Source organism: Microbacterium sp. CFSPD4_SD4 (assembly GCF_057364585.1).
Genome location: NZ_JBNFOC010000003.1, coordinates 246063 through 271839, shown reverse-complemented (window position 1 = coordinate 271839; position 25777 = coordinate 246063). Strand labels below are relative to the sequence as shown.

General features: G+C 71.4%; 28 protein-coding genes, 1 tRNA gene and 1 pseudogene. 13 read left to right on the top strand and 17 right to left on the bottom strand.

The genetic code is table 11. The features are described from left to right. Nucleotides 1–98: 98 nt before the first annotated feature. The gene (locus AC2W7E_RS07670; RefSeq protein WP_485988855.1) at nt 99–1961 is read left to right on the top strand and encodes a S9 family peptidase; all 1863 of its coding nucleotides are present in this window, start codon (nt 99–101) and stop codon (nt 1959–1961) included. Between the two features lie 10 nt (nt 1962–1971). On the opposite strand, the gene smpB is transcribed toward AC2W7E_RS07670, so the two are convergent. The 3 genes from smpB to ftsE form a co-directional block, all read right to left on the bottom strand. Next, nucleotides 1972–2448, bottom strand: a complete 477-nt coding sequence (smpB, locus tag AC2W7E_RS07665) for an SsrA-binding protein SmpB (RefSeq protein ID WP_050722832.1) — start codon at nt 2446–2448, stop codon at nt 1972–1974. A 68-nt stretch (nt 2449–2516) separates the two neighbouring features. After that, nucleotides 2517–3431 carry a permease-like cell division protein FtsX gene (gene ftsX, locus AC2W7E_RS07660; RefSeq protein ID WP_025105294.1) on the bottom strand — a complete coding sequence of 305 codons (915 nt, stop codon included), beginning with the start codon at nt 3429–3431 and terminating at the stop codon, nt 2517–2519. A gap of 84 nt (nt 3432–3515) precedes the next feature. Continuing rightward, nucleotides 3516–4532: a cell division ATP-binding protein FtsE gene (gene ftsE, locus AC2W7E_RS07655; RefSeq protein ID WP_485988854.1), complete on the bottom strand. Its 1017-nt coding sequence runs from the start codon at nt 4530–4532 to the stop codon at nt 3516–3518. Between the two features lie 174 nt (nt 4533–4706). On the opposite strand from ftsE, the gene AC2W7E_RS07650 reads away from it, so the two are divergent. Next, the gene (locus AC2W7E_RS07650; RefSeq protein WP_485988853.1) at nt 4707–6038 is read left to right on the top strand and encodes a DUF2510 domain-containing protein; all 1332 of its coding nucleotides are present in this window, start codon (nt 4707–4709) and stop codon (nt 6036–6038) included. A 57-nt stretch (nt 6039–6095) separates the two neighbouring features. Here the strand turns inward: AC2W7E_RS07650 and prfB are convergent, their stop codons facing one another. After that, nucleotides 6096–7205, bottom strand: coding sequence for a peptide chain release factor 2 (gene prfB / locus AC2W7E_RS07645; RefSeq protein ID WP_025105296.1), 1110 nt, complete (start codon nt 7203–7205; stop codon nt 6096–6098). A gap of 122 nt (nt 7206–7327) precedes the next feature. On the opposite strand from prfB, the gene AC2W7E_RS07640 reads away from it, so the two are divergent. Further along, on the top strand, nt 7328–8569 hold the full coding sequence (locus tag AC2W7E_RS07640; protein WP_085603589.1) for an MFS transporter: 1242 nt from the start codon (nt 7328–7330) through the stop codon (nt 8567–8569). A 12-nt stretch (nt 8570–8581) separates the two neighbouring features. On the opposite strand, the gene AC2W7E_RS07635 is transcribed toward AC2W7E_RS07640, so the two are convergent. The 3 genes from AC2W7E_RS07635 to AC2W7E_RS07625 are packed head-to-tail and all read right to left on the bottom strand — an operon-like array spanning nt 8582 to nt 9826. After that, on the bottom strand, nt 8582–9022 hold the full coding sequence (locus AC2W7E_RS07635) for a pilus assembly protein TadG-related protein (protein WP_485988852.1): 441 nt from the start codon (nt 9020–9022) through the stop codon (nt 8582–8584). Continuing rightward, nucleotides 9019–9453 carry a TadE family protein gene (locus AC2W7E_RS07630; protein ID WP_485988851.1) on the bottom strand — a complete coding sequence of 145 codons (435 nt, stop codon included), beginning with the start codon at nt 9451–9453 and terminating at the stop codon, nt 9019–9021. Before AC2W7E_RS07630 ends, AC2W7E_RS07635 begins: the two co-directional genes overlap by 4 nt. Next, entirely contained in the window at nt 9443–9826 is a 384-nt protein-coding gene (locus AC2W7E_RS07625) for a TadE/TadG family type IV pilus assembly protein (protein WP_485988850.1), read from the bottom strand. Before AC2W7E_RS07625 ends, AC2W7E_RS07630 begins: the two co-directional genes overlap by 11 nt. A gap of 596 nt (nt 9827–10422) precedes the next feature. Here AC2W7E_RS07625 and AC2W7E_RS07620 point away from each other — a divergent pair. Further along, nucleotides 10423–10602, top strand: a complete 180-nt coding sequence (locus AC2W7E_RS07620; protein WP_485988849.1) for a hypothetical protein — start codon at nt 10423–10425, stop codon at nt 10600–10602. Nucleotides 10603–10612: 10 nt separating this feature from the next. Continuing rightward, on the top strand, nt 10613–10885 hold the full coding sequence (locus AC2W7E_RS07615; protein ID WP_485988848.1) for a hypothetical protein: 273 nt from the start codon (nt 10613–10615) through the stop codon (nt 10883–10885). Between the two features lie 24 nt (nt 10886–10909). On the opposite strand, the gene AC2W7E_RS07610 is transcribed toward AC2W7E_RS07615, so the two are convergent. From AC2W7E_RS07610 to AC2W7E_RS07595, 4 genes are read right to left on the bottom strand one after another with little or no spacing between them, the layout of a single operon-like run. After that, on the bottom strand, nt 10910–11206 hold the full coding sequence (locus tag AC2W7E_RS07610) for a DUF7882 family protein (RefSeq protein ID WP_025105304.1): 297 nt from the start codon (nt 11204–11206) through the stop codon (nt 10910–10912). A gap of 40 nt (nt 11207–11246) precedes the next feature. Then, nucleotides 11247–12185: a type II secretion system F family protein gene (locus AC2W7E_RS07605; protein WP_315109079.1), complete on the bottom strand. Its 939-nt coding sequence runs from the start codon at nt 12183–12185 to the stop codon at nt 11247–11249. After that, nucleotides 12182–13039 carry a type II secretion system F family protein gene (locus tag AC2W7E_RS07600; protein WP_085603500.1) on the bottom strand — a complete coding sequence of 286 codons (858 nt, stop codon included), beginning with the start codon at nt 13037–13039 and terminating at the stop codon, nt 12182–12184. Before AC2W7E_RS07600 ends, AC2W7E_RS07605 begins: the two co-directional genes overlap by 4 nt. Continuing rightward, nucleotides 13036–14214 carry a TadA family conjugal transfer-associated ATPase gene (locus tag AC2W7E_RS07595; RefSeq protein WP_315109082.1) on the bottom strand — a complete coding sequence of 393 codons (1179 nt, stop codon included), beginning with the start codon at nt 14212–14214 and terminating at the stop codon, nt 13036–13038. Before AC2W7E_RS07595 ends, AC2W7E_RS07600 begins: the two co-directional genes overlap by 4 nt. A gap of 101 nt (nt 14215–14315) precedes the next feature. Here AC2W7E_RS07595 and AC2W7E_RS07590 point away from each other — a divergent pair, with 101 nt between their 5' ends. The 6 genes from AC2W7E_RS07590 (at nt 14316) to AC2W7E_RS07565 (ending at nt 18015) form a co-directional block, all read left to right on the top strand. After that, on the top strand, nt 14316–14708 hold the full coding sequence (locus AC2W7E_RS07590; protein WP_485988847.1) for a hypothetical protein: 393 nt from the start codon (nt 14316–14318) through the stop codon (nt 14706–14708). Between the two features lie 94 nt (nt 14709–14802). After that, nucleotides 14803–15600, top strand: a complete 798-nt coding sequence (locus AC2W7E_RS07585) for a glycosyltransferase (RefSeq protein WP_485988846.1) — start codon at nt 14803–14805, stop codon at nt 15598–15600. Then, the gene (locus AC2W7E_RS07580) at nt 15597–16445 is read left to right on the top strand and encodes an endonuclease/exonuclease/phosphatase family protein (RefSeq protein ID WP_315109089.1); all 849 of its coding nucleotides are present in this window, start codon (nt 15597–15599) and stop codon (nt 16443–16445) included. Before AC2W7E_RS07585 ends, AC2W7E_RS07580 begins: the two co-directional genes overlap by 4 nt. Beyond that, on the top strand, nt 16442–17023 hold the full coding sequence (locus tag AC2W7E_RS07575; protein WP_485988845.1) for a DUF2238 domain-containing protein: 582 nt from the start codon (nt 16442–16444) through the stop codon (nt 17021–17023). Before AC2W7E_RS07580 ends, AC2W7E_RS07575 begins: the two co-directional genes overlap by 4 nt. Nucleotides 17024–17090: 67 nt before the next feature. Further along, a tRNA-Leu gene (locus AC2W7E_RS07570) sits at nt 17091–17172 on the top strand. A gap of 78 nt (nt 17173–17250) precedes the next feature. Then, nucleotides 17251–18015: a DedA family protein gene (locus AC2W7E_RS07565; RefSeq protein WP_249520872.1), complete on the top strand. Its 765-nt coding sequence runs from the start codon at nt 17251–17253 to the stop codon at nt 18013–18015. 12 nt (nt 18016–18027) lie between these two features. Here AC2W7E_RS07565 and ku read toward each other — a convergent pair whose 3' ends face one another. Continuing rightward, nucleotides 18028–18840 (bottom strand): non-homologous end joining protein Ku, encoded by an 813-nt coding sequence (ku, locus tag AC2W7E_RS07560; protein WP_025105313.1) that lies wholly within the window; start codon nt 18838–18840, stop codon nt 18028–18030. Nucleotides 18841–18897: 57 nt separating this feature from the next. Between ku and ligD the strand changes: the two are divergent. Then, nucleotides 18898–20876: pseudogene (ligD, locus tag AC2W7E_RS07555) on the top strand (non-homologous end-joining DNA ligase). 12 nt (nt 20877–20888) lie between these two features. Here ligD and AC2W7E_RS07550 read toward each other — a convergent pair. The 4 genes from AC2W7E_RS07550 to murI form a co-directional block, all read right to left on the bottom strand. Beyond that, nucleotides 20889–21809 carry a cation diffusion facilitator family transporter gene (locus AC2W7E_RS07550; protein ID WP_025105315.1) on the bottom strand — a complete coding sequence of 307 codons (921 nt, stop codon included), beginning with the start codon at nt 21807–21809 and terminating at the stop codon, nt 20889–20891. A 99-nt stretch (nt 21810–21908) separates the two neighbouring features. Next, nucleotides 21909–22502 (bottom strand): RdgB/HAM1 family non-canonical purine NTP pyrophosphatase, encoded by a 594-nt coding sequence (rdgB, locus tag AC2W7E_RS07545; protein WP_126893625.1) that lies wholly within the window; start codon nt 22500–22502, stop codon nt 21909–21911. Between the two features lie 2 nt (nt 22503–22504). Beyond that, nucleotides 22505–23242 (bottom strand): ribonuclease PH, encoded by a 738-nt coding sequence (rph, locus tag AC2W7E_RS07540; RefSeq protein ID WP_315107371.1) that lies wholly within the window; start codon nt 23240–23242, stop codon nt 22505–22507. A gap of 33 nt (nt 23243–23275) precedes the next feature. Beyond that, nucleotides 23276–24112: a glutamate racemase gene (gene murI / locus AC2W7E_RS07535; protein WP_060923537.1), complete on the bottom strand. Its 837-nt coding sequence runs from the start codon at nt 24110–24112 to the stop codon at nt 23276–23278. A gap of 63 nt (nt 24113–24175) precedes the next feature. Here murI and AC2W7E_RS07530 point away from each other — a divergent pair, with 63 nt between their 5' ends. Continuing rightward, nucleotides 24176–25501, top strand: a complete 1326-nt coding sequence (locus AC2W7E_RS07530; protein WP_025105319.1) for a nicotinate phosphoribosyltransferase — start codon at nt 24176–24178, stop codon at nt 25499–25501. A 6-nt stretch (nt 25502–25507) separates the two neighbouring features. Here the strand turns inward: AC2W7E_RS07530 and AC2W7E_RS07525 are convergent, their stop codons facing one another. After that, nucleotides 25508–25774 carry a DUF3039 domain-containing protein gene (locus AC2W7E_RS07525; protein WP_025105320.1) on the bottom strand — a complete coding sequence of 89 codons (267 nt, stop codon included), beginning with the start codon at nt 25772–25774 and terminating at the stop codon, nt 25508–25510. Nucleotides 25775–25777: the final 3 nt, after the last annotated feature.

The window sequence follows — 25777 nt, the reverse complement described above, 5'->3', positions numbered from 1 at the left end:
ACGCCCGGGATGAACCGGGCGTTTCCAGAAACCTAGAGCACGCCCTCGGCCCGCCGCACGAGTGTGACGTCGTGTGTCACCGCCCGTAGGCTCGAGGCATGTCCTCACCGTTCGGCTCCTGGTCCTCCCCCTTCACCGCCGCAGCCGTCGCAGGAGCGGCACCGCGCATCGACGGGGCCCGCTTCGTGGGCGACGAGGTGTGGTGGGCCGAGTCCGTGCCCGCCGAGGGCGGACGCGTCACGGTGCGTAGCTCGACGGGCGCGGAGATCCTCCCGGCACCCTGGAACGCCCGCTCCCGCGTGCACGAGTACGGGGGCGGCGCCTGGACCGTCGACGGCGACACCCTGTACTTCGTCTCCGGGGCCGACCAGCGCGTGCACCGGATGGACCGCGGGACGGAACCGCGCCCCCTCACCGCCGCCGGCCCCGCGTACGGCGGGCTGCGCGTGCAGAGCGGCCGACTGCTGGCCGTGCGGGAAGACCTCTCGACCGACCCGCACCGCCGCGCGATCGTGGAGATCCCCGTGGACGGTTCGGCCGCCGAGGACGCCTCCGCGATCCGGGTGATCGTCGAGGGTCCCGGCTTCTTCGCCCATCCCGCGCTCTCGCCCGACGGCAGCCGCGTCGCCTGGGTCGAATGGCAGGCGGACAGCATGCCCTGGGAGAGCGCCGCGCTCGCGATCGGATCGGCGGCCGGCGGGACGATCACCCGGGTCCCCACCTCCGCCGCCCTGCAGCCGGAATGGATCGGCGACGACGCGCTCGTGTTCGCCGACGACGGCTCGGGACGCTGGCAGCTCCATCACCTCGCGCTCGACGGCCTCCAGGCCGGTGCCTCCCGCCCGCTCACCTCATCCGACGCGGACACCGGCTACGGCCTGTGGGTGCTCGGCAACCGCTGGTTCCAGCCGCTGGCGGACGGCAGCCTCGTGGCCGTCCGCACCGACGGGCGCGACGAGGTGCAGCTCGTGTCCCCGGACGGCGAGACGCGCGCGATCGCGGTCCCGGGCGACGGGCATCTCAGCGTTGACGACGTCTCCGGCTCCCGCGTGCTGCTCAGCGGAGACGGCTCGCGCGTGACCTCCGGCATCTGGTGCGTCGACGTCGACAGCGGGGCCGTCGAGACCGTCACCGGCGGCGCTCCGGTCGACGAGGACTGGATGCCGGCGGCCCAGCAGCTCGTCGTGGAGGGGGCGCACGGCCCCGTGCACGCCTTCGCTTATCCGCCCGCCGCGCCCGGAGAGCCCCGCGGCGCCGACGGCGAGCTCCCGCCCTACATCGTGCTCGTGCACGGCGGGCCCACCGCCCATGTCACGGGAGCGGCCTCCGCCTCGATCGCCTTCTTCACGAGCCGGGGAGTCGGGGTCCTCGACGTGAACTACGGCGGGTCCACCGGTTACGGTCGGGCGTACCGCGACCGCCTGCAGGGAGAGTGGGGCGTCGTGGACGTGGACGACGTGGTCGCGGCCGCCCGCGGGCTCGCCGACGCCGGGCTCGCCGATCCCGCGCGCATCGCCATCCGCGGCGGCTCGGCGGGCGGCTGGACGGTGCTCTCGGCGCTCGTGCGGGGTGGCACGTTCGCCGCGGGCATCAGCCGCTACGGCGTCGCGGATCTGCGGATGCTCGCCGCCGAGACCCACGACTTCGAGGCGTCGTACCTCGACGGGCTCGTCGGTCCGCTCCCCGCCGCCGAGGACGTGTACATCGAGCGCTCGCCTCTGACCCACGCCGACCGCATCGACGTGCCGGTGCTGCTGCTGCAGGGCGGGGAGGACCGTGTCGTGCCGCCGTCCCAGTCGGAGGCCATCCGCGACGCGCTGGCGGCGAACGGCATCGACCACGAGTACGTGCTGTACCCGGGCGAGGGTCACGGGTTCCGCAGCGCCGAGACCATCGTCGACGCGCTGGAACGCGAACTCGCGTTCCTCGGCCGGGTGTTCGGCTTCACGCCGAGCCTCTGAGCGTGGGCGGCTACTCGCCCACCCGGTTGCGCAGCCGCATCGCCCGCTCGGCCTCACGGGTGTCCTGGCGTTCGCGGAGGGTCTGACGCTTGTCGTACTCGCGCTTGCCCTTCGCGAGAGCGATCTCGACCTTGGCGCGACCGTCGGAGAAATACAGCTTGAGCGGGATGAGCGTGTATCCGCCCGCGGAGACGGCGTGGGCGAGCTTCGCGATCTCCTCCCGGTGCAGGAGGAGCTTGCGGATGCGCTTGGCCGAGTGGTTCGTCCAGTGCCCCTGCGAGTACTCCGGGATGTGCACGGCGTCGAGGAAGACCTCGTTGCCCTTCACGAACGCGTACCCGTCGCTGAGGTTCGCGCGCCCCTGACGGAGCGACTTCACCTCGGTGCCGGTGAGCACCATCCCCGCCTCGTACGACTTCTCGATGTTGTAGTCGTGACGCGCGCGACGATTGGTCGCGATGACCTTCTCCCCGCGTTCCCTGGGCATGATGATCTCCTGTGCTGTGGTGCCGTGGACGGCTCGGCAGCGGATCGGCCGAGCAGCCTTTCAGGGTATCAGGTGCGCAGCCACCGTCGGATCGCGAAGCCCGCCGACAGGGCCGCGAGGACCACGCCGATCCCGACGAGGACCGGGACGACGAGCGCCGCATCCTGCATGGTCACCCAGGTGGTGATGAAGGGCACGCGGCCGCGCAGGTAGCCGTTCACGCCGAAGTGCATGCCCGCGACGACGGCGGCACTGGCGAGGGCGGAACCCAGCAGCGCGGCGAACACGCCCTCCAGCACGAACGGGGTCTGGATGAAGCGATTCGACGCGCCCACGAGGCGCATGATGCCGATCTCCTTGCGCCGCGCGTAGGCCGACAACCGGATCGTCGTGCCGATCAGCAGCGTCGCGGCGATGAGCATGAGCACGGCGATGCCGACGGCGATGTAGGTGGCCACCGTCAGCGCGGAGAACAGCGGTTCGAGGTATTGGAGCTGGTCCTGGACCTGCTCCACTCCGGCCTGGTCGCTGAACGCCTCGGCGAGCACCTGCGACTGGCCCGGGTCCTTCATGGTCACGAAGAAGACCTCGAACGCCTGGTCGGGCGAGAGCACGCTGGCCTGCTCCTCCCCCACCTGCTCGACGAGCTTGGCGTACGTCTCCTCCTTCGTGTCGAAGGTCATGGAGCTGATGAGCGGCGACAGCGCGTCGCCCTCGAGCTGGGCGCGCACGGCGGCCACCTGCTCCTCGCTCGCCGCGCCGTCCACGCAGGTGTCCGACTCAGACACCGCGGAGCACATGTAGACGGCCACCTGGGCGCGCTCGGACCAGTACCCGCGCATGACGCCGATCTGGGACTGCATGAGGATCGCGGCGCCGACGAACGTCAGCGACACGAACGTGACGAGCACGACGGAGATCACCATCGAGATGTTGCGCCGCAGGCCGACGAGGGCCTCGGTCAGGATCAGGCCGATTCTCATGAGGTCGGGCCCACTTCCTCGTCGTCCTGGTCCGACAGGCCGAGGCGGTCCGCCACGCCGAGCTCGCGACGTCCACGTCCGGGATCACGATCGGACGCGTCCCCGGCGCCCCGGGGGCGGGGCGCGCGGCGGCGGACGGCGGCGCGGCCGGGGGATGCACCACGTCCGGCGGTTCGACCACGCCCGGCTCCCGCGCGGCTCCGGCGGCTCGACCACCTGCGGGGCCGGGTCGGCGGCGGGCTTGGTGACCGCGGGAGACGCGGCCGCGGCCCGGCGCTGGGCGTCCAGCTCCTCGGCCAGTGCGGCGCGCACCACGGAGAGGTCGGCGGTCTGGCGCTGCACCTCCTGCACGGCGGTGAGGGCGGCGGCGGCCGCGGCACCGCGGACCTCCTCCGGCACCAGGCGCGGGATGTTCGAGGTGTCGCCGTATCCGCCGTGCACCTCGTCGCGGACCATCTCGCCGTCGCGGAGCTCGATCACGCGGCGGCGCATCTGGTCGACGAAGCCGGCCTCGTGCGTGGCCATGAGCACCGTCGTGCCGCCCGCGTTGATCCGGGCGAGCAGCTGCATGATGTCCACGGAGGTCGCAGGGTCGAGGTTTCCGGTGGGCTCGTCGGCCAGCAGCACCTGCGGACGGTTGACGAGCGCCCTGGCGATCGCGACGCGCTGCTGCTCCCCGCCGGAGAGCTCGTGCGGCATGCGCTTCTCCTTGCCGTCGAGCCCGACGAGGGCGAGCGCCTCGGGAACGGCCTGCTGGATGAAGCCGCGGGACGAGCCGGTGACCTGCAGCGTGAAGGCGACGTTCTGATAGACAGTCTTGGACGGCAGCAGCCGGAAGTCCTGGAACACCGAGCCGATGTGCCGACGGAAGTACGGCACCTTCCGGTTCGCGAGCGCCCGCAGGTCGCGGCCGAGGACGGCCACCCGACCGCTCGTCGGCACGTCCTCGCGGAGGATGAGGCGCAGACAGGAGGACTTGCCGGACCCGGAGGCGCCGACGAGGAAGACGAACTCCCCGCGCTGCACCTCGAAGTCGACACCGGACAGGGCGGGCTTCGACGTCCCGCGGTAGCGTTTCGTGACGTTCTCGAACCGAATCATGGCGAATCGAGCCTAAGCGCGCCACCGCCTCCGGCTCGGCACGACACCCCGCCGCGCAGCACGCCGCCCCGCGATTCCTCCGCACCCCGGGCCCCACCGGCGTCGTCGCCCGCTGCTATACATGGAGTGTCGATTCGCGTGCCCCACGCGAGCGCACACACGGAGGGGATCCCCATGACGACACCTGCTGGTTGGTACGACGACGGGTCCGGGCGCCTGCGCTGGTGGGACGGCCAGCAGTGGACCGAGCACTTCGCCCCGGAGACGACGGCGACAGGCGACACCACCGCGACGGCGACTGACGACACCACAGCGACCGAAGACGCGGGCGCGGAGGGCACCCCGACGGAGAGCCCCGCCGCGGCGACCGACGACCGCGCTCCCCTCGGAGAGGAGCCGACGGCGTCGGCGGAGACCGTCGCTCCCGAGCCCGTCGCCGCTGAGCGCGAGATCGCTCCGGACGAGCCCGCGACCGAGTTCATCGTCGCGCCTGAGCCGGCACAGGACTGGACCGCACCGACCAGCGGCGCGCACGACCTCCCCGGCGCGGCGCCGATCGCCCCGCCGGCCGGTGCCGGTCAGGACGCGTACCAGGGCCAGGGCGGCTACCCGGCACCGGGCGCGTACCCGGGTGCGCAGGGCGCCGGCGGATACCCGGGCCAGGCACCGGGCGCTCAGGGAACGTATCCGGGGCAGGGATCGTATCCCGGCCAGGGCGCGTACCCCGGTCAGGGCGCGTACCCCGGTCAGGCGCCGGCTCCCGCGGCGCCGAAGAAGGTCTCGGTGCTCGGACTCGTCGGCCTCGGGCTCGCCGCGCTCGGCCTCCTCCTCGCGTTCATCCCCGTGACGCTGCCGTTCGCCTGGTTCCTCCTGGCGGCCGGATTCATCGTCTCGCTCATCTCCCTTTTCCTGAAGGGCACCAAGTGGCCGGGGATCACGGGGCTCGGGGTGTCGGTGCTCGGCGGCATCGTCGCGATCGTCGTGAGCATCTTCTTCGTGCTGGCCGTCGCGAACACCGTGCGTCCGGTCACGCTTCCCGACTACGACGAGGGCACGACTCAGAGCCCGGCGCCGGAGACCGACGACTCCGGCGACGCGGGTACGGGTGAGGTCGCCGAGGGCACGCTGGGAGAGCCGGTCACCGTGCCGCAGCTCGAGGGCACGGCCGAGGTCACCATCCGGTCCGCCACGTTCGGCCCGACCAACGGCACGGATTTCGAGCCCGCGAACGGCGGCTACCTGGTGATCGATGTCGCCTGGGAGACGCTCGACGGGACGACCTACGTCAACCCGCTCTACTTCTCCGTCGAGACCGCAGACGGCGCCGAGGGCGACTACGACATCTTCGGCGAGGCGACGCTGGAGTCCAGCGAGCAGGACGCCGGGTCCACGGCGGAGGGCACCGTCTCGTTCGACGTCGCCGAGAGCTCGTCCTACGTGGTCGTCATCACGGACGAGATGCTGCAGGAGGTCGCGCGCGTGACCGTCGAGGCGTCGGCTCGCTGACCCGTCCGCACCGCACGACGAAGGCCCCGGGAACTCCCGGGGCCTTCGTCGTAAGGATCAGTCCTCGTCTTTGCGCTTGCGCCAGCGGATGCCCGCCGAGATGAAGTCGTCGAGGTCGCCGTCGAACACGGCGGCGGGGTTGCCGGACTCCTGGCCCGTACGGAGGTCTTTCACGAGCTGCTGTCCGTAGAGGAAGTAGGAGCGCATCTGATCGCCCCAGCTTGCGGTGATGTTGCCCGCGAGTTCCTTCTTCTTGGCGGCCTCCTGCTCCTTCTGCAGCAGGAGGAGGCGGTTCTGCAGCACGCGCATGGCCGCGGCGCGGTTCTGGATCTGCGACTTCTCGTTCTGCATCGACACGACGATTCCGGTCGGGAGGTGCGTGATGCGCACGGCGGAGTCGGTCGTGTTGACGGACTGGCCGCCGGGGCCGGAAGAGCGGAAGACGTCGACCCGGATGTCGCTCTCGGGGATGTCGACCTCGGTCGCCTCCTCCATGAGCGGGATGACCTCGACGGCGGCGAACGACGTCTGGCGCTTGTCCGCGGAGCCGAACGGGCTGATGCGGGCGAGGCGGTGCGTGCCGGCCTCGACCGAGATCGTGCCGAAAGCGTACGGCGCGTCGATCTCGAAGGTCGCCGACTTGATGCCCGCGCCCTCCGCGTACGAGGTGTCCATGACCTTCACGGGGTACTTGTGACGCTCCGCCCAGCGCAGGTACATGCGCATGAGCATCTCGGCGAAGTCGGTGGCGTCGTCGCCGCCGGCGCCGGAGCGGATGGTGACGATGGCGCTGCGCTCGTCGTACTCGCCGTCGAGCAGCGTCTGCACCTCGAGCTGGTTGATGAGGTCGGTGAGCGTCTGCAGCTCCTTGCGCGCCTCGATCGCCGACTCCTCGTCACCCATCTCGTTCGCCAGATCGACGAGCACCTCGAGGTCGTCGAGGCGCTGGGCGATGCCGGTGATGCGGGCGAGCTCCGACTGACGGTGGCTCAGCGCGCTGGTGACCTTCTGGGCGTTCTCGGTGTCGTCCCAGAGGTCGGGCGCGCCGGCCTCCTCGCTGAGACGCGCGATGTCCTCGCGGAGACGGTTGACATCGACGACCTCGCTGATGTCGCCGAAGGTGTGCCTGAGCGCCTGGATTTCGGCGGAGAGATCTAGTTCGAGCATGACACCTCAGCCTAACGTGCCGCCCGCGCGCGCGGGGACGGTGGTGTCCGGTCGTCCGCGCCGACCGGAGTAGCGTGAAGGGCGTGAGCAGTGCATCCACGGTCCTCCGCCAGTTCGGGCCGATGGTGTACCTGCCGACCGTCCTCTTCTCCCTCGGCGAGGGCGCTGTGATCCCGCTCATCCCGGTCATCGCCGCGTCCATGGGGGCCGACGTCGCCTTCGCCGCCCTCGTCGCCTCGGCGCTCGTGGTCGGTCAGCTGTGCGGCAATCTCCCGGCCGGCTGGGCTGTGGGGCGCATCGGCGAGCGCTTCACGATGGTGATCGCAGGCGTCATCGCCATCCTCGCCGCCGTCGGCATGGTGTTCGCGCCGTCGCTCGGGGTGCTCGCGGCGTCCGTGTTCCTCCTGGGCCTGTGCGCCGCGGCGTTCGGGCTCGCTCGGCACGCGTTCATGACCACGCGGGTGCCGCTGGCGTTCCGCGCCCGCTCGCTCTCCCTGCTCGGCGGCAGCTTCCGTCTGGGCATCTTCATCGGCCCGTTCGTCTCCGCCGGTCTCCTGCAGCTCTTCGGCACCGAGGCCGCGGCGATCTGGTTCTTCCTCGCCTGCCTCGTGGTCATGGTCGTGCTCGTGCTCTTCGGACCGGATCCCGAGAAGACGGTCGCCCCGCTGCGGACGACGATCCGGTTCGCGGAGGACAGCGGAGAGGCCGTGACCGGTTCGATCCCCACCGTCGAGCGGGCCGGGATCTTCCAGACCATGTGGCGGCAGCGCGGAGTGCTCGGTCGGCTCGGACTCGCCGCGGCCTCGCTGTCGGCGGTGCGGTCGGCACGGCAGGTCGTCCTGCCGCTGTGGGGGCTCTCCCTGGGCCTCGACGCGTCGACCATCGCTCTCGTCGTCGGCGTGTCCGGAGCCATCGACTTCGCCCTGTTCTACGCCAGCGGCCAGGTGATGGACCGCTTCGGCCGGCTCTGGGCGGCGATGCCCGCGATGGTGCTGATGGGCGCCGGGTTCCTCGCCCTGTCGGTCACGCACGACCTCGACTCCGCCGTGCTCTGGTTCGGCATGTTCGCCGCGGTCCTCGGCGTCGGCAACGGACTGTCGAGCGGCATCCTCCTCACTCTCGGCGCGGACGTCGCCCCGAAGCACGACCCGGCCGCGTTCCTCGGGTCGTGGCGCACGCTGACCGATGCCGGCGGCGCGGTCGCCCCGCTCCTCGTCTCGGGCATCACCGCGGTCGCGTCCCTGTCGTTCGCGGCGGGAGCCATGGGCCTGATCGGACTCGTCGGCGCCGCCGGGTTCCTCCGCTGGATCCCCCGGTTCGTGCCCCGCACGCCGCCGCGCACGCCGGACCCGGGCGACGACTGAGTACCCGGTCGCTCAGCGCAGCGCCGTCCGGCTCGTGGCCGTCGCCTGCAGCGGCACCCCGTCCGGCACGAACGGCGAGAGCAGCGGCGGGTGCCAGGTCGCCGCGACGGTGACGCGCGCGCTCACGCCGTCCGGGGTGCCCGCGTCGACGACGGTCGCCTCGAACCCCGCTCCGAGGACGAGCGGCACCGCCTGCTCGGCCACCCCCGCGTCGGTGAGCGTCGCGCGCGGCACCTCCCCCTCCACCTGCAGCGTGAAGCCGTCCGCTCCGGCGAGCGCCGCCGCATCCGCGAGCCCGTCCAGCCGCTTCTGGGCGATGTAGAGATCCGTGGCGCAGATGCACACGAACAGCACCGCGAGCGCGAGGAGGAGGTAGCCGAGCACGAGCAGCAGCACGCTCCCGTCGTCGCCGCCCTCACGATGCTGCTTCAGGGCCGGTACGCGTCGCCTCATCCCCCGCCCCATCGCCGCGACACCTTCTGCACCGATACGGCTTCCACGGGAACGGACGTCGCCTGGTCGAGTCCGAGCACACCCGGCACGAGCGGCAGCGGTACCCGCGTCGAGACCGTGACGACCACCGTCGCTCCCGCCGCCGGACAGGGCGAGGTCCGGGGACGGCACGACACGGAGACGTCGACCGCTCCGCGATCGATGCCGTACTCCGAGACGACCCCGTCCAGCACCTCCTCCCCTCGGTCGGACGCCGCCGCGATGTCGGGTGCCGAGGCGATGGCACGTGCGGCCTGGCGGGCCGCAGCCTCGACGCCCAGCGACTGCTCCTGCACCGAGCCCACGGCGATCACGAGGTACAGCAGCGGCACGAGCATGATCACCCCGACGGCGATGAACTCCAGCGAACTCGAGCCCGCGTCATCGCGCATCGAACGACTCCGCCGGTGCGTGAGCCTCCACCTGCAAGGCCGCAGGCACACCGACGAGCCCGAACACCGGGAGCGTCGTCCGGATGCGGACCTCGACGGTCTCCTGTCCGCCCCGCCGTGCCGAGGCCACCGTGATGTCGTCGGCATAGGAGGGGCCGACCGCACGACGGATGACCTCACGCGCCCGCTCCTCCCCTTCCGCCGCCGTCGTGTCCGCGAGAGCCGCGTAGTACGCCCCCTCGACCGCGGCGTCATGGACGACGTTGCGCACGTAGATCGCGAACGCCAGTTGCAGCACCGCGAGGGTGAGCGCGGTGAGCAGGGTGCCGACGAGGAGGAACTCCACCGGGTTCGATCCGCGGTCGTCGGTCACCCCCGCAGGCGCACGCATGTCAGAGCCCCGATACCCGCTGGATGGCCTGCTCGAAGAGGGAGGTGAGCGCGGGTCCGGCGACCGCCCAGATGAGCACGACGAGGCCCGCGGTCATCAGGGTCACGAGCACCCACCCGGGGACGTCTCCGGTCTCGTCCTCCGCCAGGTCGCGAACGCTGTCAGCGGCCCATTGCGACGCATTCCGCCACGATCGTTGGCGGGAACTCGGGCTCCCGCAGTGCCCCGAGTTCCTCGGCCCTCGGCCCGGCTCGAACGGGCTGCCACCCCCACCAGGCTGCGGGCCGGGCACGTCCGTACCGTGTAGAAGCACCTTGGGCGAGGTCGAGTTGAGCGTATCAAAGATGGGTTCGAGCGGCACCAGCCCCGTCGCCCTCTGACATAGGTGGAACGGAACCACAGCCCAGCCGGGCACGTCTCCCCGTTCGTCGTCGTGGAGGGCACGGAGCATCGAGCGCGCACGAGAGATCATGCCGCCAGTGTGCATCGGAGACCCGCCGCGGCGCGGACGTTATCCACAGGGGCGGCCTTCATGGTCGTCTACCGGAAGCCGCGGGAGCGCAATAGGCTCCTGCCCCATGGAACCCAACCCCCTGCTGCCGTCGATTCCGGTGCTGATCGCGATCGTCGTCGGCGTGGTGATCCTCGTCTTCGTCATCATCATCGTCGTCGCTGCGCGAAGGGCGAAGCGGCGGGGTTCTGTACTCCCGTCGCACGATTCGCACAACCCCGGGTCCGGACACCACGACGAGGGATAGCCTGTCACGCATGCGCCCCGGACCTGACGATGAGATGCGGGCGCGGGTCGAGATCGACGGGCTCACCTATCCTCTGCCTCGCGGCACCGATGTCGTCGCCCTCCGAGAACGGATCGAAGCCGCCGCACGTACCGAGCCGACATTCGTCTCGTTCGCCACGTCGGACGGCCTCGCGAGTGTCCTCGTCCACCCGACGTCGCGAGTGTTCCTCTTCCGGGTCAAGGTAGCCGGCGAGGGAAGCATCGCCGAAGACCTCGGGGGACTACCGGACTGGGACGTCTGAGCGCCGCGGGAAGCCGCGGCAGCGTCAGGAGGTGAACTCGTCGATGAGGAGCTCGCCGCGCGCGTTCAAGCGCTCCATCATGTGACTGACCCGGGCCGGGTCGATCGCCGGGACCGGGTCGGCGTCGAACTCGAGAACCAGCGGGATGGCCGGGTGCATCCACGCGGAGAGCCGACCGGGGCTCTTCTTCCCCGACGGCCACGTCATCATGAAGCTCTCCTGGCGCCGCAGCTTCGTGGAGATAACGATCTTCAGATGCGCCAGCAGGGTGTCCTCGACATCGATCGGCGGACGAGAGCTGTTGTACTCGAGACTTCCCATAGACAAACGTTAGGCCCCCGGGACCGCCTCGGCCGACCACTCACCCGATGCCGAGGCGCAGGATGAACAGACCAGGGTAGATTGCGAACACGACGGACAACGGCAGGATGAGGAACACCAACGGCAAGAGCATGAAGATCTCCTTCCGTCCGGCCTGTTCGATGAGCGTGCGCTTGGCCTCCTCCCGCGTGTCGTCGGCCTGCGCGCGGAGGACGGTGGCGAGCGGAGCTCCATGCTCGAGCGCGGCGACGATTTGGTCCACGGCCCGGGTCAGTCCCGGCAGCTCCAGCCGAGCCGCCATGGCGCTCAGCGCGTCGGCGAGCGGCGACCCTGTCCCGACCTCCAGCACCACGCGACGCAGCTCCACGGTGAGCTCCCCGGATCCCACACCGGCCACGCGCTTCACGGCATCGAGGAACCCCTCCCCCGCCGAGAGGCAGAGCGCCAGGAACTCCAGCGTCGTCGGAAGCTCCTCGGTCAGACGCACCTTCCGCGCACGCACCCGCGCCGACAGTCGCATGTCGTACCCCACACCGGCCGCCGCTCCCGCGAGGAGCGGGATCGACCCGACCGGAAGCGACCACCGACCCATCACGACGAGAACGATGACGGCGAGCGCCCCGGCGACGATTCCGCTCACGATCACCGCGAGCTGACGACCGCGGAAGGCGACGGGATCGAGTGTCGACCCCGCCTGCGCGAGCCGCCGTCGGAGAGCATCCGTCCCGCCGAGCAGACGGTCGAGCGCCCGCGCCCCGCGCGCACCGAGGCGGAACCCTCCGGCGGGCAGGGTGCCTGGTCTGGGGAAGGCATCGCGCGGCAACACCTCGTCGTCGACGACGTCCCGCACGTACGGCGCGATCCGCGACGCGAGCGACGCCGCCCGCCACCGCGGGAGGCCCGCCAGAAGCGAGAGGACACCCGCGGCGAATCCCCCGCCGAGCAGCACGGCCACGGCGAGCGCAGAGAGCCCGCTCACCCGAACCACCGACGCGGCTCGGGCAGCCGACCGATCCGGATCATGAGGCGGAACGCGACGACGGACACGACCGCGCCCACGACGATCACGGCGATCCCTTCCGGCGTGCCATAGGCCTTGGCCCCCTCCGGGCGCAGGATCAGGAGGGTGAGGATGACCCACGGCGCCACGGCTCCGAGGACGGCCGCCCCGCGGATCCACGACTGCCGCGCCTCGACCTCGCCGCGGAGCGCCGCGTCGGCACGGACCGACGAGGAGAGCGCCCGCAGCACGCCGATGAGCTCGGTCCCGCCGACCTGCCGCGCCATCCGCAGGGTCTCGATGATCCGGTCCCCGAGAGGATCAGCGAGGACGGCTTTCAGCCGGTCGAGACTGGCGTCGAACCGTCCGCTGCTCCGCAGGTCTCGGGCGAACACGTCGAACGCGGGGCGGAGCGGCGGTGGAGCCGATTCCGCGAGGGTGGCCACCGCATCGGGGAGCGACAGACCGACGCGGATCGCGGCGATCAGCAGGTCGCAGACATCGGGCCAGAGCTGGCGCCGCAGACGCCGCAGCCGCAGACGGCGGCCACGCAGGTAGGCGATCGGCGCCGTGCCTCCGGCCAGCCCGGCGAGGATCGCGAGCGCGGCGCTCCCCGTGACGAGCCAGGCGAGGGAGGCGGCGCCGAGCGCGGCACCGGCGATGCCGATCAGGAGAGAGCGGGTCTGCACCGCCGGGAACCCCGCCTCGCCCGCGAGACGAGCCAGACGACCGCGATGCGGAGCAGTAGCGGAGCGTTCTCCCGCCGGCCACAGCCACGGTGACAGGATCAGGAGCACGCCGGCCGCGAGCGTCGCGCCGAGGAGGATCGTCATGCGAGAGGCTCCGAGCCGACCGGGCCCGATCGGCCGCGGGGGCGCCCGGCTCCGAAGACCGGCGTGCTGAGCACCCGCCCCTCGATCACCTCGCCCGTCGGGGCGACGATCTCCTCGACGTATCGGCGCCCCGCCGCATCGCGCGTGCAGTGCACGACGAGGTCGACGGACGACGCGATCGCCGGGGCGACGAAGCCGCGGTCGATGTTCCGGCCGGCGAGGAGGGGCAGCAGGCACAGCTTGTCGAGCGCCTCCGCGGCGGAGTTGGCGTGGACCGTGCAGGCCCCGGGCACTCCGGTGTTGAGCGCCAGCACGAGGTCGAGTGCTTCCGCATCGCGCACCTCCCCCACCACGAGCCGGTCCGGTCGCATCCGCAGGGCCTCCTTCACCAACCGCCTCAGCGTGATCTCGCCGGTCCCCTCGAGGCTCGGCTGACGCCCCTGCAGCGCGACCACATCGGGGCCGTCCACCGCGAGCTCGAACGTCTCCTCCACCGTGATGATGCGCTGTTCGGCCGCGCAGGCGGCGAGCAGCGCTCCGAGCATCGTCGTCTTGCCCGCATGGGTCGCTCCCGACACGATCACGGATGCGCCCGTCCGCATCGCCTCACCGAGGGCCCGCGCGGCATCGGGAGTCAGTGCGCCCTGCGCCGTGAGAGCGTCGAGTGAGCGGTGCCCGGGAAGGAACTTGCGGATGTTGACCGCCCACGCCCCGCGCACGACATCGGCGATCGCCACGTGCAGCCGCGAACCGTCCGGCAGCGAGGCATCGACGAACGGCTGCCCGATGTCCACCCGCCGCCCCGTCGCCTGCAGCATCCTCTCCACCAGATCCCGAACCGTCGCCCCGTCCCACCGCAGCGCCGTCCGCTCCGCGACCCCACCCCGCGCCGTGTGCACGACCCCGTCGCCGTTGACCCACACCTCCTCGATGCCCGGGTCGTCGAGCAGCGGCTGCAGAGCACCGAAGCCACTCACCGCCGCCAGCACGTCCCGCACGCACGCCGCCTCGTCCTCGACCAGCACGCCGCCCCGCGCGAGCGCCCGATCATCGTGACGCCGCACCTCCGCCCGGGCGACCTCCCGCGCCCGCTCCGGGTCCGTCGCCGGATCCACCCCCTCGGTCCGCAGCCGACGCCTCACGAGGTCGGCGATGATCGACGCGGGCTGCTCCATCCCTGCATCCTCGCAACGTTCCGCTCCCGGCCTGTGGAGTTATCCACACCCCATCCGCCGCCTTCGAACGGAGGCCGTCCGGCACCCGGTACCGTGCAGGCATGAAGCGGTTCACTGTCTCGTGCGGGCTCCTCGGCGTTCTCGTCCTGTCAGGCTGCACCAGTAGTGCCGATCTCCTGCAGTGCCAGAGCGTGGCCGCCGTCGATACGGAGCTCGAGGCCTTCTTCGCCAAGGACACGGTCGGCGGCAGGCCGAGCCCGGAGCAGACCGAGCGCCTGAAGGAGCTCGCCGACGAGTACGCCGAGCTGGACGTCGACGGCGAGGTGCAGGAGGCGGCGACGGCGGTGAGTGACGACCTGCGCGCGCTCTACGACTACCGTGTCGGCGTCCAGAACGGCGACGACGCGGACCCCGACCGCGAACAGGAACTCCGCCGGACCGCGATCGATACGTTCGTCGAGGGACAAGCGGTCTGCATCGAGAGCTCCTCCTGACGCCGCCGTATCGAGCCGCCCGCCCCGGTGTCAACCGGTACGTCCCCCGTCGTCGCGCTCCTTAGGCTGAGGAGCAGACCTGCGAGGAGACGACGTGCACCGCGCCACACCAGCCGCCCCCGAACCGACCCTGAGCGTGGTCATCCCGGTCAAGGACGACGCGGCGGAACTGCGGCGGTGTCTCCGCGCCCTCGCCCGGCAGACGCTCCCGCCCGACGAGATCATCGTCGTGGACAACGCCTCGACCGATGAGTCGGCCGCCGTGGCCGCCCAGCACGGTGCACGGGTCGTGCGGTGCGACACCCCGGGCATCCCCGCGGCGAGCGCGACCGGGTACGACGCGGCGACGGGCGACGTGATCCTGCGGCTCGACGCGGACGGCGTCCCGGGGCCGCGATGGATCGAGACGATGGCGACCGCGTGCACACGCGACCCGCGGGTCGGCGCCTGGACCGGCGGGGCACATTTCGTGGACGGCCCGCGGTTCCTGCGCCGCCCCCTCGCGGCGGCCTACCTCTTCTCCTACGTCGTCGTCTGCGGCTCTGCCCTCGGCCACGCACCGCTGTTCGGGTCGAACCTCGCACTCCGCCGCACGGCCTGGCTCGCCGTCCGGGCCCGCGTGCACCGCGCCGACGCCGAACTCCACGACGACCTCGACCTCGCCTTCCACGTCGGCGAGCGCCACCGCATCCGCTGGCTCCTGCACACCGACATGGGCATCTCCATGCGCCCGTTCGGCAGCGGCCGTTCCTTCGCCCGTCGGGCCTGGATCGGCGCCCGCACCGTCCTCGTACATTGGCCGGAGGACTTCCCTCCCGTGCGCTGGGTGCGGCTCGCCCTCCGCCGGGTACTGCACCGCCTCGGCGTCCCCGCGCCCGGAGCCCGCCGATGACCGCCCCGCTCCTCGGAACACCGTCCGCCACCGAGCTGCACGTCATGACCCTCAACATCCGCCGCGACCTCGGTGCCCTCGCCTGGCCGCGCGCCGACCGCTGGGAGATCCGACGCCCCCGGCTCACCGCGCTCCTGCGCACCGAGCGGCCGGACCTCCTCGGTGTGCAGGAGGCCCTTCCCACGCAGGCTGCCGCCGTCTCCGCCGCGCTCGGCCCGTCGTTCCGCCGTGTCGGCCACGGTCGCCTCCCCGGACCCCGCGGCGAGGGCTGTCCCCTCTTCTACGACGCCGATCGGCTGGAGCTGCGCACCTGGCGACAGGTCGCGCTCTCCCGCACCCCCGATCGCCCCGGTTCCCGCTCCTGGCTGAGCGTCGCGCCGCGGGTGGCGGTGGAGGCGTCCTTCCGCGACCGCCGCACGGACGCCCCCGTCACCGTGCTCAACACCCACCTCGACGCGTTCTCGCCGTGGGCGCGGCTCCGTCAGGCGGAGGCGGTGCACGACCTCGCCGTCGCCTCTGCGACACCCGTCATCCTCCTCGCGGACGTCAACGCCGCCGCGGGCTCGGCACCGTGGCGCGCCCTGGAAGCCGACGGCGTCCTCCGCGATTCGTGGACGGCCGCCGTCTCCCGCCGCACCCCCGCCTGGAGCACGTTCTCCGGCTACCGGTCGCCCCGCCGCGGACGCCGCATCGACGGCATCCTCGTCTCCCCCGCGCTTCCCGTGCGCCGGGCCGGCATCGATGCGCGGCAGTATGGAGGGGGCTGGCCGTCGGATCACCTCCCCCTGCACGCCCTGATCGATCTCGCCCCGCCCGCCGCTGCCGTACCCGAGGAGCCCGCATGAAGGAGGACTTCCTCCGCCCGCCGCAGTCCGTGGCGGAGTACGGCGCCGACGCCGTCCGGGTGATCGGCATCCTCAGCGTCCTCGTCGCGGCGATCTGGTCGACCCCGACCGACGCCGGCATCCTCGCGCTCGCCCTTCCCGCCCTCATGCTCCCCCGCGTCCTCGGGATGCGCGGCGGCATCGACCTCGCGATCGGCCTGATCGTGCTCATCGCGGCGGCGAGCAACGTGTTCGACCTGTACCGCACGCTCACCGGGTGGGACCTCGTCGTGCACTTCGTCTGCACAGGCGCCCTCGCCGCCAGCGCCTACCTCGTGCTCTCCCGCCTCGGCATCGTCACCGCGCAGGAGTCACCCGCGTTCCGCCCCCGCATCCCGATCGTCCTCTGCACCGTCATCGGGCTCGCGGCCAGCGCCGTGTGGGAGATGATCGAGTGGGCGGGGCGCACCTTCGTCACCGACGAGATCTTCGTCACCTACGAGGACACCATCGGCGACATGGCGATGGGCGGACTCGGTGCGCTCGCGGCGGGAGTCCTCGTCGCCGTCGTCCGACTGGAGCGTCATCGCCCTGCGTGACGGCGCGGAACTGCGGGACGATCCCCAGGGTCGAACAGCGCGCGGGTCAGTAGACTGAAGCCACCGCGCGGGAGTGGTGGAATTGGCAGACACGCAGGATTTAGGTTCCTGTGCCCCAGGGCGTGTGGGTTCAAGTCCCACCTTCCGCACGACGGGTGCTTCGGCGCCCGCATCGCTCCACCGCCGACACCTCACGACCGACGGGAATCCCGCCAGTGCTCGAAAGCATGCTGCACGCCCCCACCGCGCTCATCCCGTGGCTCGATCCGCAGACGATCATCGGGGCGGCGGGTCCGTGGGCGCTCCTCGTGGTCTGCTTCATCATCTTCGCCGAGACCGGTCTGCTGGTCGGCTTCCTCCTGCCCGGTGACACGCTGCTCATCATCGCGGGCCTGCTGACCCACACGAGCAACGTCTTCGGCGTGAACATCTGGGTCGTCTCGCTGCTCATCGCCCTCTCGGCGTTCATCGGCGGCGAGGTCGGCTACGTCATCGGGCACAAGGGCGGCCCCGCGGTGTTCGAACGCAAGGAGTCCGGCCTGTTCAGCAGGAAGAACGTCGAGCGCACCAACGCGTTCTTCGAGCGCTTCGGCGGACTCACCGTGATCCTGGCGCGCTTCGTGCCGATCGTGCGCACGTTCGCTCCGGTCGCGGCCGGCGTGGGCCACATGCCCTGGCGGCGCTACTCGCTCTACAACTTCATCGGGGCGATGATCTGGGGCTTCGGCCTCACGATGGTCGGCTACCTCATCGCCTACATCCCGTGGATCCGGCACCTCGTCGTCGAGTACATCGACATCATCCTGCTCATCGCCGTCGGCGGTACGGCGATCGTCACCTTGTGGCACTACCTCACCGAGCGCCACAAGGCGAAGAAGGCCGCGGCCGCGGGCGAAGACGTCGTGACCGACCACGAGGAGGCGGAGGAGCTCGTCCTCGACGCCGACGTGTTCGACCGGGCCCCCGACCTCGACGGCGACGGCAAGCACTGACCCCGTCGCGGATCAGCCCGCGTTCTTCGAGCGCTTCTCCTTGGAGCGGGCAACGCTCGCGCGCAGCGCCTCCATCAGGTCGATGACCTCGCCGCCGTCCGCCGCCTTCTCGCCGTCGCCGCCGAACGTCTCGGCCACATCGAACGTCTCCCCGGCCTCGATCTTCGCGTCGATGAGTGTGCGGAGCTCCTTCTGGTACTCGTCGACGAACTCCTCAGGGTCGAAGTCCGCCGAGTAGCTGTCCACGAGCGAAGACGACAGCTCCAGCTCCTTCTTCGAGATCCGCACGTCCTCGTCGAGGGACGGGAACTCTGCCTCCCGGACCTCGTCCGACCACAGGAGCGTCTGGAGCACGAGCACCTTGCCCCGCACGCGCAGGGCGGCGAGCCGCGTCTTCTGGCGCAGCGTGAACCGCACGATCGCGGTGCGGTCGGTCTGCTCCAGGGTCTTGCGCAGCAGCACGTACGCCTTGGGCGACTTCGAGTCGGGCTCCAGGTAGTACGGCTTGTCGAGGGTGAGCGGATCGACCTGTTCGGAGGGCACGAACTCCACCACGTCGATCTCGCGGCTCTTCTCCGCCGGCAGCGCGGCGAGGTCGTCCTTGGTGAGCACGACCGTCTGCCCGTCGTCGACGTAGGCGCGGTCGATGTCGGAGTAGGCGACCGTCTCGCCGCACACCTCACACGTCCGCTGGTAGCGAATGCGGCCACCGTCCTTGTCGTGCACCTGATGCAGCGGCACGTCGTGGTCCTCGGTCGCGGAGTACACCTTGACCGGCACGTTCACCAGCCCGAACGTCAGGGCGCCCTTCCAGATCGTCCTCATCACACCAGTAGACACCAGCCCCACCCGTCACGACCACCCCTTGACTACGCTGGCTCCATGGTGGGAGAGGCGCAGGTCGTACAGGTCGACGGCCGGCGACTGCGCGTGACCAACCTCGACAAGGTCGTCTATCCAGAGACGGGCACGACCAAGGGCGAGGTCATCGCCTACTACACCGCCATCGCGCCGCTGCTCCTACCGCTCCTCGACGGCCGCCCGGTCACCCGCAAGCGCTGGGTCGAGGGCGTCGGCACCGCGGCCGCCCCCGAAGACTCGTTCTTCACGAAGCAGCTCGAGCCCGGGGCTCCGGACTGGATCCCGCGGCAGGACATCCAGCACTCCGACGGCCCCAAGGCGTATCCGCTGGTGGAGGACGTGCCCACGCTCGTGTGGCTCGCGCAGGTCGCGGCGATCGAGCTGCACGTACCGCAGTGGCGGTTCACCCCGGAGGGTCTGCCCGGACGCCCGGACCGTCTCGTGCTCGACCTCGACCCCGGACCCGGCGCCGACCTCGCGCAGTGCGCCGAGGTCGCCCGGATCGCCAGGACGCTGCTCACCGGCATGGGCCTCGACCCCCTGCCCGTGACGAGCGGCAGCAAAGGCATCCACCTCTACGCGTCCCTGCCCGGCGAGCAGACCAGCGCCGAGGTCTCCGCCGTGGTCAAAGAACTGGCCCGCATTATCGAGAACGACCACCCCGACCTCGCGACGAGCGTCATGTCCAAGGCCGTGCGCGGGGGCAAGGTGTTCCTCGACTGGAGCCAGAACAACGGCAAGAAGACGACGATCTCCCCGTACTCCCTGCGCGGGCGCGCCGCCCCGGCGTCGCGTCGCCGCGCACGTGGGAGGAGCTCGACGACCCGGGGCTCGCCCACCTCGAACTGGACGACGTGCTCGCACGCGCGGCTGCGGGGTTCGACCCCCTCTCGTCGCTCCGCCCCGACGCTCCGGCACTGCCCTCGAACGTGCCCGCCTCGCCCCCGGCTCCCGCGATCCGGGCGGCGGCCCCCGCCCCCACCCGCCGCGGACGGCCGCTCGCCGCGCCCGCACCGTCACCCGCCGGGACCACCCTCCCCTCCCTCGCCGCGATGCTCGCCGAGAACGGCACCCCCGCGATCGCTCGAAACCTCAGCACCCCGTCCTGGGTGGAGGTGAAGTGGGACGGCATCCGTGCGATCGGCACCTGGCGCGACGGGCACATGTCGCTGCACGCCCGTCGCGGCACCGACATCACCGCCCGCTACCCCGAGCTGACGGCCGACGGCGCCCCGTTCCTCCCGGTCGACGAGGCGATCGTCGACGGGGAGATCGTCGCCTTCGACAGCGCCGCCCGGCCGAGCTTCTCCCTGCTGCAGAACCGCATGCACCTCACCCGGCCCCGGGAGATCGAGCGTGAGGTGGTGCGCACACCGGTCGTGTACATGCTGTTCGACCTGCTCCGCCTCGACGGCCACGACCTCACCGGGATGCCGCTCCGCGAGCGCCGCACGCTCCTGGGTGACATCGTGGCGGGAGTCGACGCGCCCATCCAGGTCCCACCCGTCTTCGACGACGTGGACGCGGCACTGGCGGCGAGCGAGGAGTTCGGTCTGGAGGGCGTCGTCGTGAAGGATCCGGCGTCGCGGTACCGCGCCGGCCAGCGCTCGCCCTCCTGGCTGAAGCTCAAGAACACCCGCATGCAGGAGGCGGTGATCGTCGGCATCCGCCCGGGAAAGGGCGAGCGGGAGGGCACTCTCGGCTCTCTCCTCCTCGCGGTCCCGGAGGGCGGCGACCTCCGCTACATCGGCCGCGTGGGCACCGGATTCACCGACCGGATCCTTCGCGATCTCATCGCGCGCCTGGAGCCGCTGCGCGTGCCGCGGGCACCGCTCGACGGCGTGCCCCGACCCGATTCCTCCGACGCCCTGTGGGTGCGCCCCGAGCTCGTGGGCGAGGTGGAGTTCGCGAACTGGACGCCGGACGGCATCCTCCGGCACGCGCGTTGGCGAGGTCTGCGCCCGGACAAGACCGTCGGCGAGATCACCGTCGAGGCGTGAGCGGCACGCTGCTCAGGCGTGGTGCGGTTCGCAGTCGCTCTGCTCGGCCGGCTCGATCTGGAACGTGGAGTGCGCGACGTCGAAGTGATCCGCGAGGCACGCCTGCATCTCCGACAGCAGCGCCGCCGAGCGGCCGTCCGCCAGCAGGTCCGGTCGCACGCTGACGTGCGCGGTGAAGACGGGCGCCCCGCGGGTGAGCTGCCACACGTGCACGTCGTGGACCCCGACGACGCCGTCGTAGCCGAGCAGGTGGGTGCGGATCTCGCCGACGGCCATGCCCTTCGGGGCCGACTCGGCGAGCACGGAGAACACCTCCTTGAGCAGCACGAACGCCCGCGGGATGATCATCGCCGCGATGAACAGCGAGGCGAGCGCGTCGGCCGGCATCCAGCCCGTCACGAGGATCACGCCCGCCGCGATGATGACCATGAGCGAGCCGAGCAGGTCGCCCATCACCTCGAGGTAGGCGCCCCGCACGTTCAGGTTCGTGCGCTGGGCCCGGCTGAGCAGCCACATCGACACCGCGTTGGCGACGAGGCCGACGACCGCGACGACGAGCATGAGCCCGCCCGCGACCTCGACCTCGGAGGGGTTCAGCAGCCGCTGCACCCCCTGCACGGCGACGACGGTGGCGAGGGCGATGAGGATGACCGCGTTGATGAGGGCGCCGAACACCTCGGCCCGCTGATAGCCGAACGTCCGCCGGTCGTCCGCGGGCCGCGCCGCCACGGTCGCGGCGATGAGGGCGATCACGAGCGCCGAGGCGTCCGTGAACATGTGCGCGGCGTCCGCGAGCAGCGCGAGCGAGCCCGTGAGAAGGGCTCCGACGACCTGCACGATCATCACGGTCGCCGTGAGGGTCAACGAGATCGCGAGCAGGCGACGGCTGCTCGCCGAACGGAGACCGCCGGGCGCGGGCGCGTGATCGTGCATGCCCCCAGGCTAGCCCGGCATCGGGTGCGGAGAGGCCGTTCCGCCTAGTCGGGAACAGTAACGATTCTCACCGTCAGCAGGGGTTCTTCCGCGGGATCCTCAGAGCGCGGCGAGCAGCGGCACGAGCGCCGCGAAGGCGCGGGCGCGATGCGACTGCGACTGCTTCTCCTCGGCCGTGAAGTCCCCCACGGTGCGCTCCGCGCCGTCGGGCTGGCCGTCCGGGATGAAGATCGGGTCGTAGCCGAAACCGCCGCCCCCGGAGGCGTCGTGGGCGAGGCGTCCGGGCCAGATCCCCTCGACGACGTGCTCGCGACCGTCCGGGAGGACGAGGGCGATGGTCGAGGTGAAGTGCGCCGAGCGATGCGGGTCGGCGATGTCACGCAGCTGGTCGAGCAGCAGCTCCAGGTTCGCCGTGGCGTCCTTCTTCTGTCCTGCCCAGTACGCCGAGAACACCCCGGGCGACCCGCCGAGCACGTCCACGCAGATGCCGGAGTCGTCGGCGAGCGCCGCGAGGCCGGTGTGCGCGGCGGCCGCTCGCGCCTTGAGGAGCGCGTTCTCGGCGAACGTCACCCCGTCCTCGACCGGCTCGGGACCGTCGTAGCCGACGACCTCCAGGTCGGGCCGCGTCTGCTGGACGATCTGCTGGAACTCCCCGACCTTGTGCGGGTTGTGGGTCGCGAGGACGACGCGCATGCTCAGGCTTCCGCCAGAGCGGCGAGCTGCCGGTCCTTCAGCTCCGCGCAGCCGGCGACCCCGAGGTCGAGGAGCGCGTCGAGCTCGCGCTTGTCGAACGGCGCTCCCTCGGCCGTGCCCTGCACCTCGACGAACAGGCCGCGGCCGGTCACGACGACGTTCATGTCGGTCTCGGCCCGCACGTCCTCGACGTAGGCGAGGTCGAGCATCGGCTCCCCGTCGACGATGCCGACCGACACCGCGGAGACCGAGTCGAGCAGCGGCGTCGAGTTCTTGCCGATGAACTTCTTGTCCCGGCCCCATTCGATGGCATCGGCCAGGGCGACGTAGGCGCCGGTGATCGCCGCCGTGCGGGTGCCGCCGTCGGCCTGGAGCACGTCGCAGTCGATGACGATGGTGTTCTCGCCCAGCGCCTTGGTGTCGACGACGGCGCGGAGGGCGCGTCCGATGAGGCGGGAGATCTCGTGCGTGCGGCCGCCGATGCGCCCCTTCACGCTCTCCCGGTCGTTGCGGCTGTTCGTCGCGCGCGGGAGCATCGCGTACTCCGCCGTGACCCAGCCCTTGCCCTTGCCGGTGAGCCACCGGGGCACGCCGTTCGTGAACGAGGCGGTGCACAGCACCTTCGTCCCGCCGAAGCTGATGAGAGCCGAGCCCTCGGCCTGCGCGCTCCAGCCGCGCTCGATGGTGATCTCGCGGAGCTGCGAGGTGGAACGGCCGTCGGCGCGGACGATGTCGGTCATGTGCTTCTCTCGGTCGGGGATGGAGCGACGGGCTCAGCGCGCGTCGAGGGCGGAATCGGGAAGCGTGATGACGCCGGTCTGGACGAGCTGCACGTCGCGCACCTCGCGGCCCATGAGCCGGTTCGCGAGCGCCGTGAAGTCGTCGGCGGAGTCGCCCGTGGCCTCGTACACGTAGGTCGCGGTGGCGTCGGGCGGCGCCAGCAGATCGCCGCGCACGAGCTGGCGGTACACGTCGCCCGCGGTCTCGTCGTCGCTGGAGACCAGGGTCACGCCCTCCCCCATGACGTAGCTGATGGCGCCACGGAGGAACGGGTAGTGCGTGCAGCCGAGGACGAGCGTGTCCACGTCGGCCTCCCGCAGCGGCGCGAGGTACTCCTCGGCCACGGCGAGCACCTCGGGGGTCCCGGTCACGCCGGCCTCGACGAACTCGACGAACCGGGGGCAGGCCGCCGTGAACACCTGCAGGCGCTCGTTCACCTCGAGCATGTCCTGGTAGGCCCGCGAGCCGATGGTGCCGACCGTGCCGATCACGCCGACCCGGCCGTTCCTCGTCGTGGACACCGCGCGTCGCACTGCCGGACCGATCACCTCGACGACGGGCACGTCGTAGCGCTCGCGCGCATCGCGCAGCATGGCCGCGGACGCGGTGTTGCAGGCGATCACGAGCATCTTCACGCCCTGGTCGACCAGCGTGTCCAGCACCTCGAGCGCGTAGCGGCGCACGTCGGCGATGGGCTTGGGGCCGTACGGCGAGTGGGCGGTGTCGCCGATGTAGACGAACGATTCGCGGGGCAGCTGGGCCCGGATGGCCCTGGCCACCGTGAGCCCGCCGACACCGGAGTCGAAGATCCCGATCGGCGCGTCGTTCATGACCCCCAAGCCTACCCGCGTGCGCGGCGCCGCGTGCATCGCGGCGCTCACTAAGCTGAGCGCATGACCACGTCGACGGCGCTGCTCACCGACCGTTACGAGCTCACGATGCTCGCCGCCTCGCTCCGGGACGGCACCGCGTCCCGACCGAGCGTCTTCGAGCTCTTCTCCCGGCGTCTCTCCGGCGGACGCCGTTTCGGCGTCGTGGCCGGCACCGGGCGGCTGCTCGGGTTGCTCCGTGACTTCCGCTTCGGGGACGACGAGCTGCGCTTCCTCCGCGACGAGCACGTCGTCGACGCCGAGACCCTCGCCTCCCTGGAGCGCTACCGCTTCACCGGGACCATCCGCGGCTACCGCGAGGGCGAGCTCTACTTCCCCGGGTCGCCCATCCTCACGGTCGAGGGTTCGTTCGCGGACGCGGTGGTCCTGGAGACGCTGGCGCTGAGTGTGCTCAACCACGACTCCGCCGTCGCCACGGCCGCCGCGCGCATGAGCATCGCTGCCGGGGAGCGACCGCTCGCCGAGATGGGCTCGCGCCGCGCGGCGGAGCGCTCCGCCGTGGCCGCGGCGCGGGCGGCCTACATCGCCGGCTTCGGCGCCACGAGCAACCTCGAGGCCGGTCGCTCCTGGGGCATCCCGACCATGGGCACCGCCGCCCACTCGTGGACCCTGCTGCATGACAGCGAGGAGGACGCCTTCCGCGCGCAGGTCGAGAGCATGGGCGTGGACACCACCCTCCTCGTGGACACCTATGACATCCGCACCGGCGTCGAGACCGCGATCCGGGTGGCCGGGACCGGGCTGGGCGGCGTCCGCATCGACTCCGGTGACCTCCCGATCGTCGCCGCAGAGGTGCGCGCACAGCTCGACGAGCTCGGCGCCACCGAGACCCGCATCACGGTCACGAGCGATCTCGACGAGTACGCGATCGCCGCTCTCGCCGCGTCGCCCGTGGACGCGTACGGCGTGGGCACGTCCGTCGTGACGGGTTCCGGCTATCCCACCGCGAGCATGGTCTACAAGCTCGTGGCCCGGCAGGATGCCGACGGCTCGTGGATCGGGGTCGCCAAGGCGTCCGCCGACAAGGCCTCGTTCGGCGGCCGCAAGGCGGCGTTCCGCACGCTCAGCGACGGAGTCGCCGCGGCGGAGACGGTCGTCGTCTCCGACGGGTTCGAAGCACTCGACACGCCTGCCGAGCACCCGGACGGACGCCCGCTCCAGGTGACCCTCGTCGACGGCGGGGAGATCGACAGCGCCTTCGAGGGTGCTGCAGGGACCGCCGCTGCCCGCGCACACCACCTGCGCGTCCGCGAAGAGCTGCCGGTGCGCGCCCTCGCGCTCAGCAAGTCCGACCCCGCGATCCCGACGGTCTACGTCGAGGCCGACTGACCGGGGTCAGCGGACCATCGACTCGTAGATCTCCTTGCACGTCGGGCAGATCGGGAACTTCTCGGGGTCGCGGCCCGGCGTCCACTTCTTGCCGCAGAGGGCGCGGACGGGCTTGCCCGTGATCGCCGACTCGAGGATCTTGTCCTTCTTGACGTAGTGCGAGAAGCGCTCGTGGTCGCCCGGTTCGATGTTCTCCTCGCGGAGGAGTTCTTCCAGTTCGCGATCAAGCGTTGCCACGCCACCCTGATCGGGGCTGTCCAGCGGAGTACTCATCCC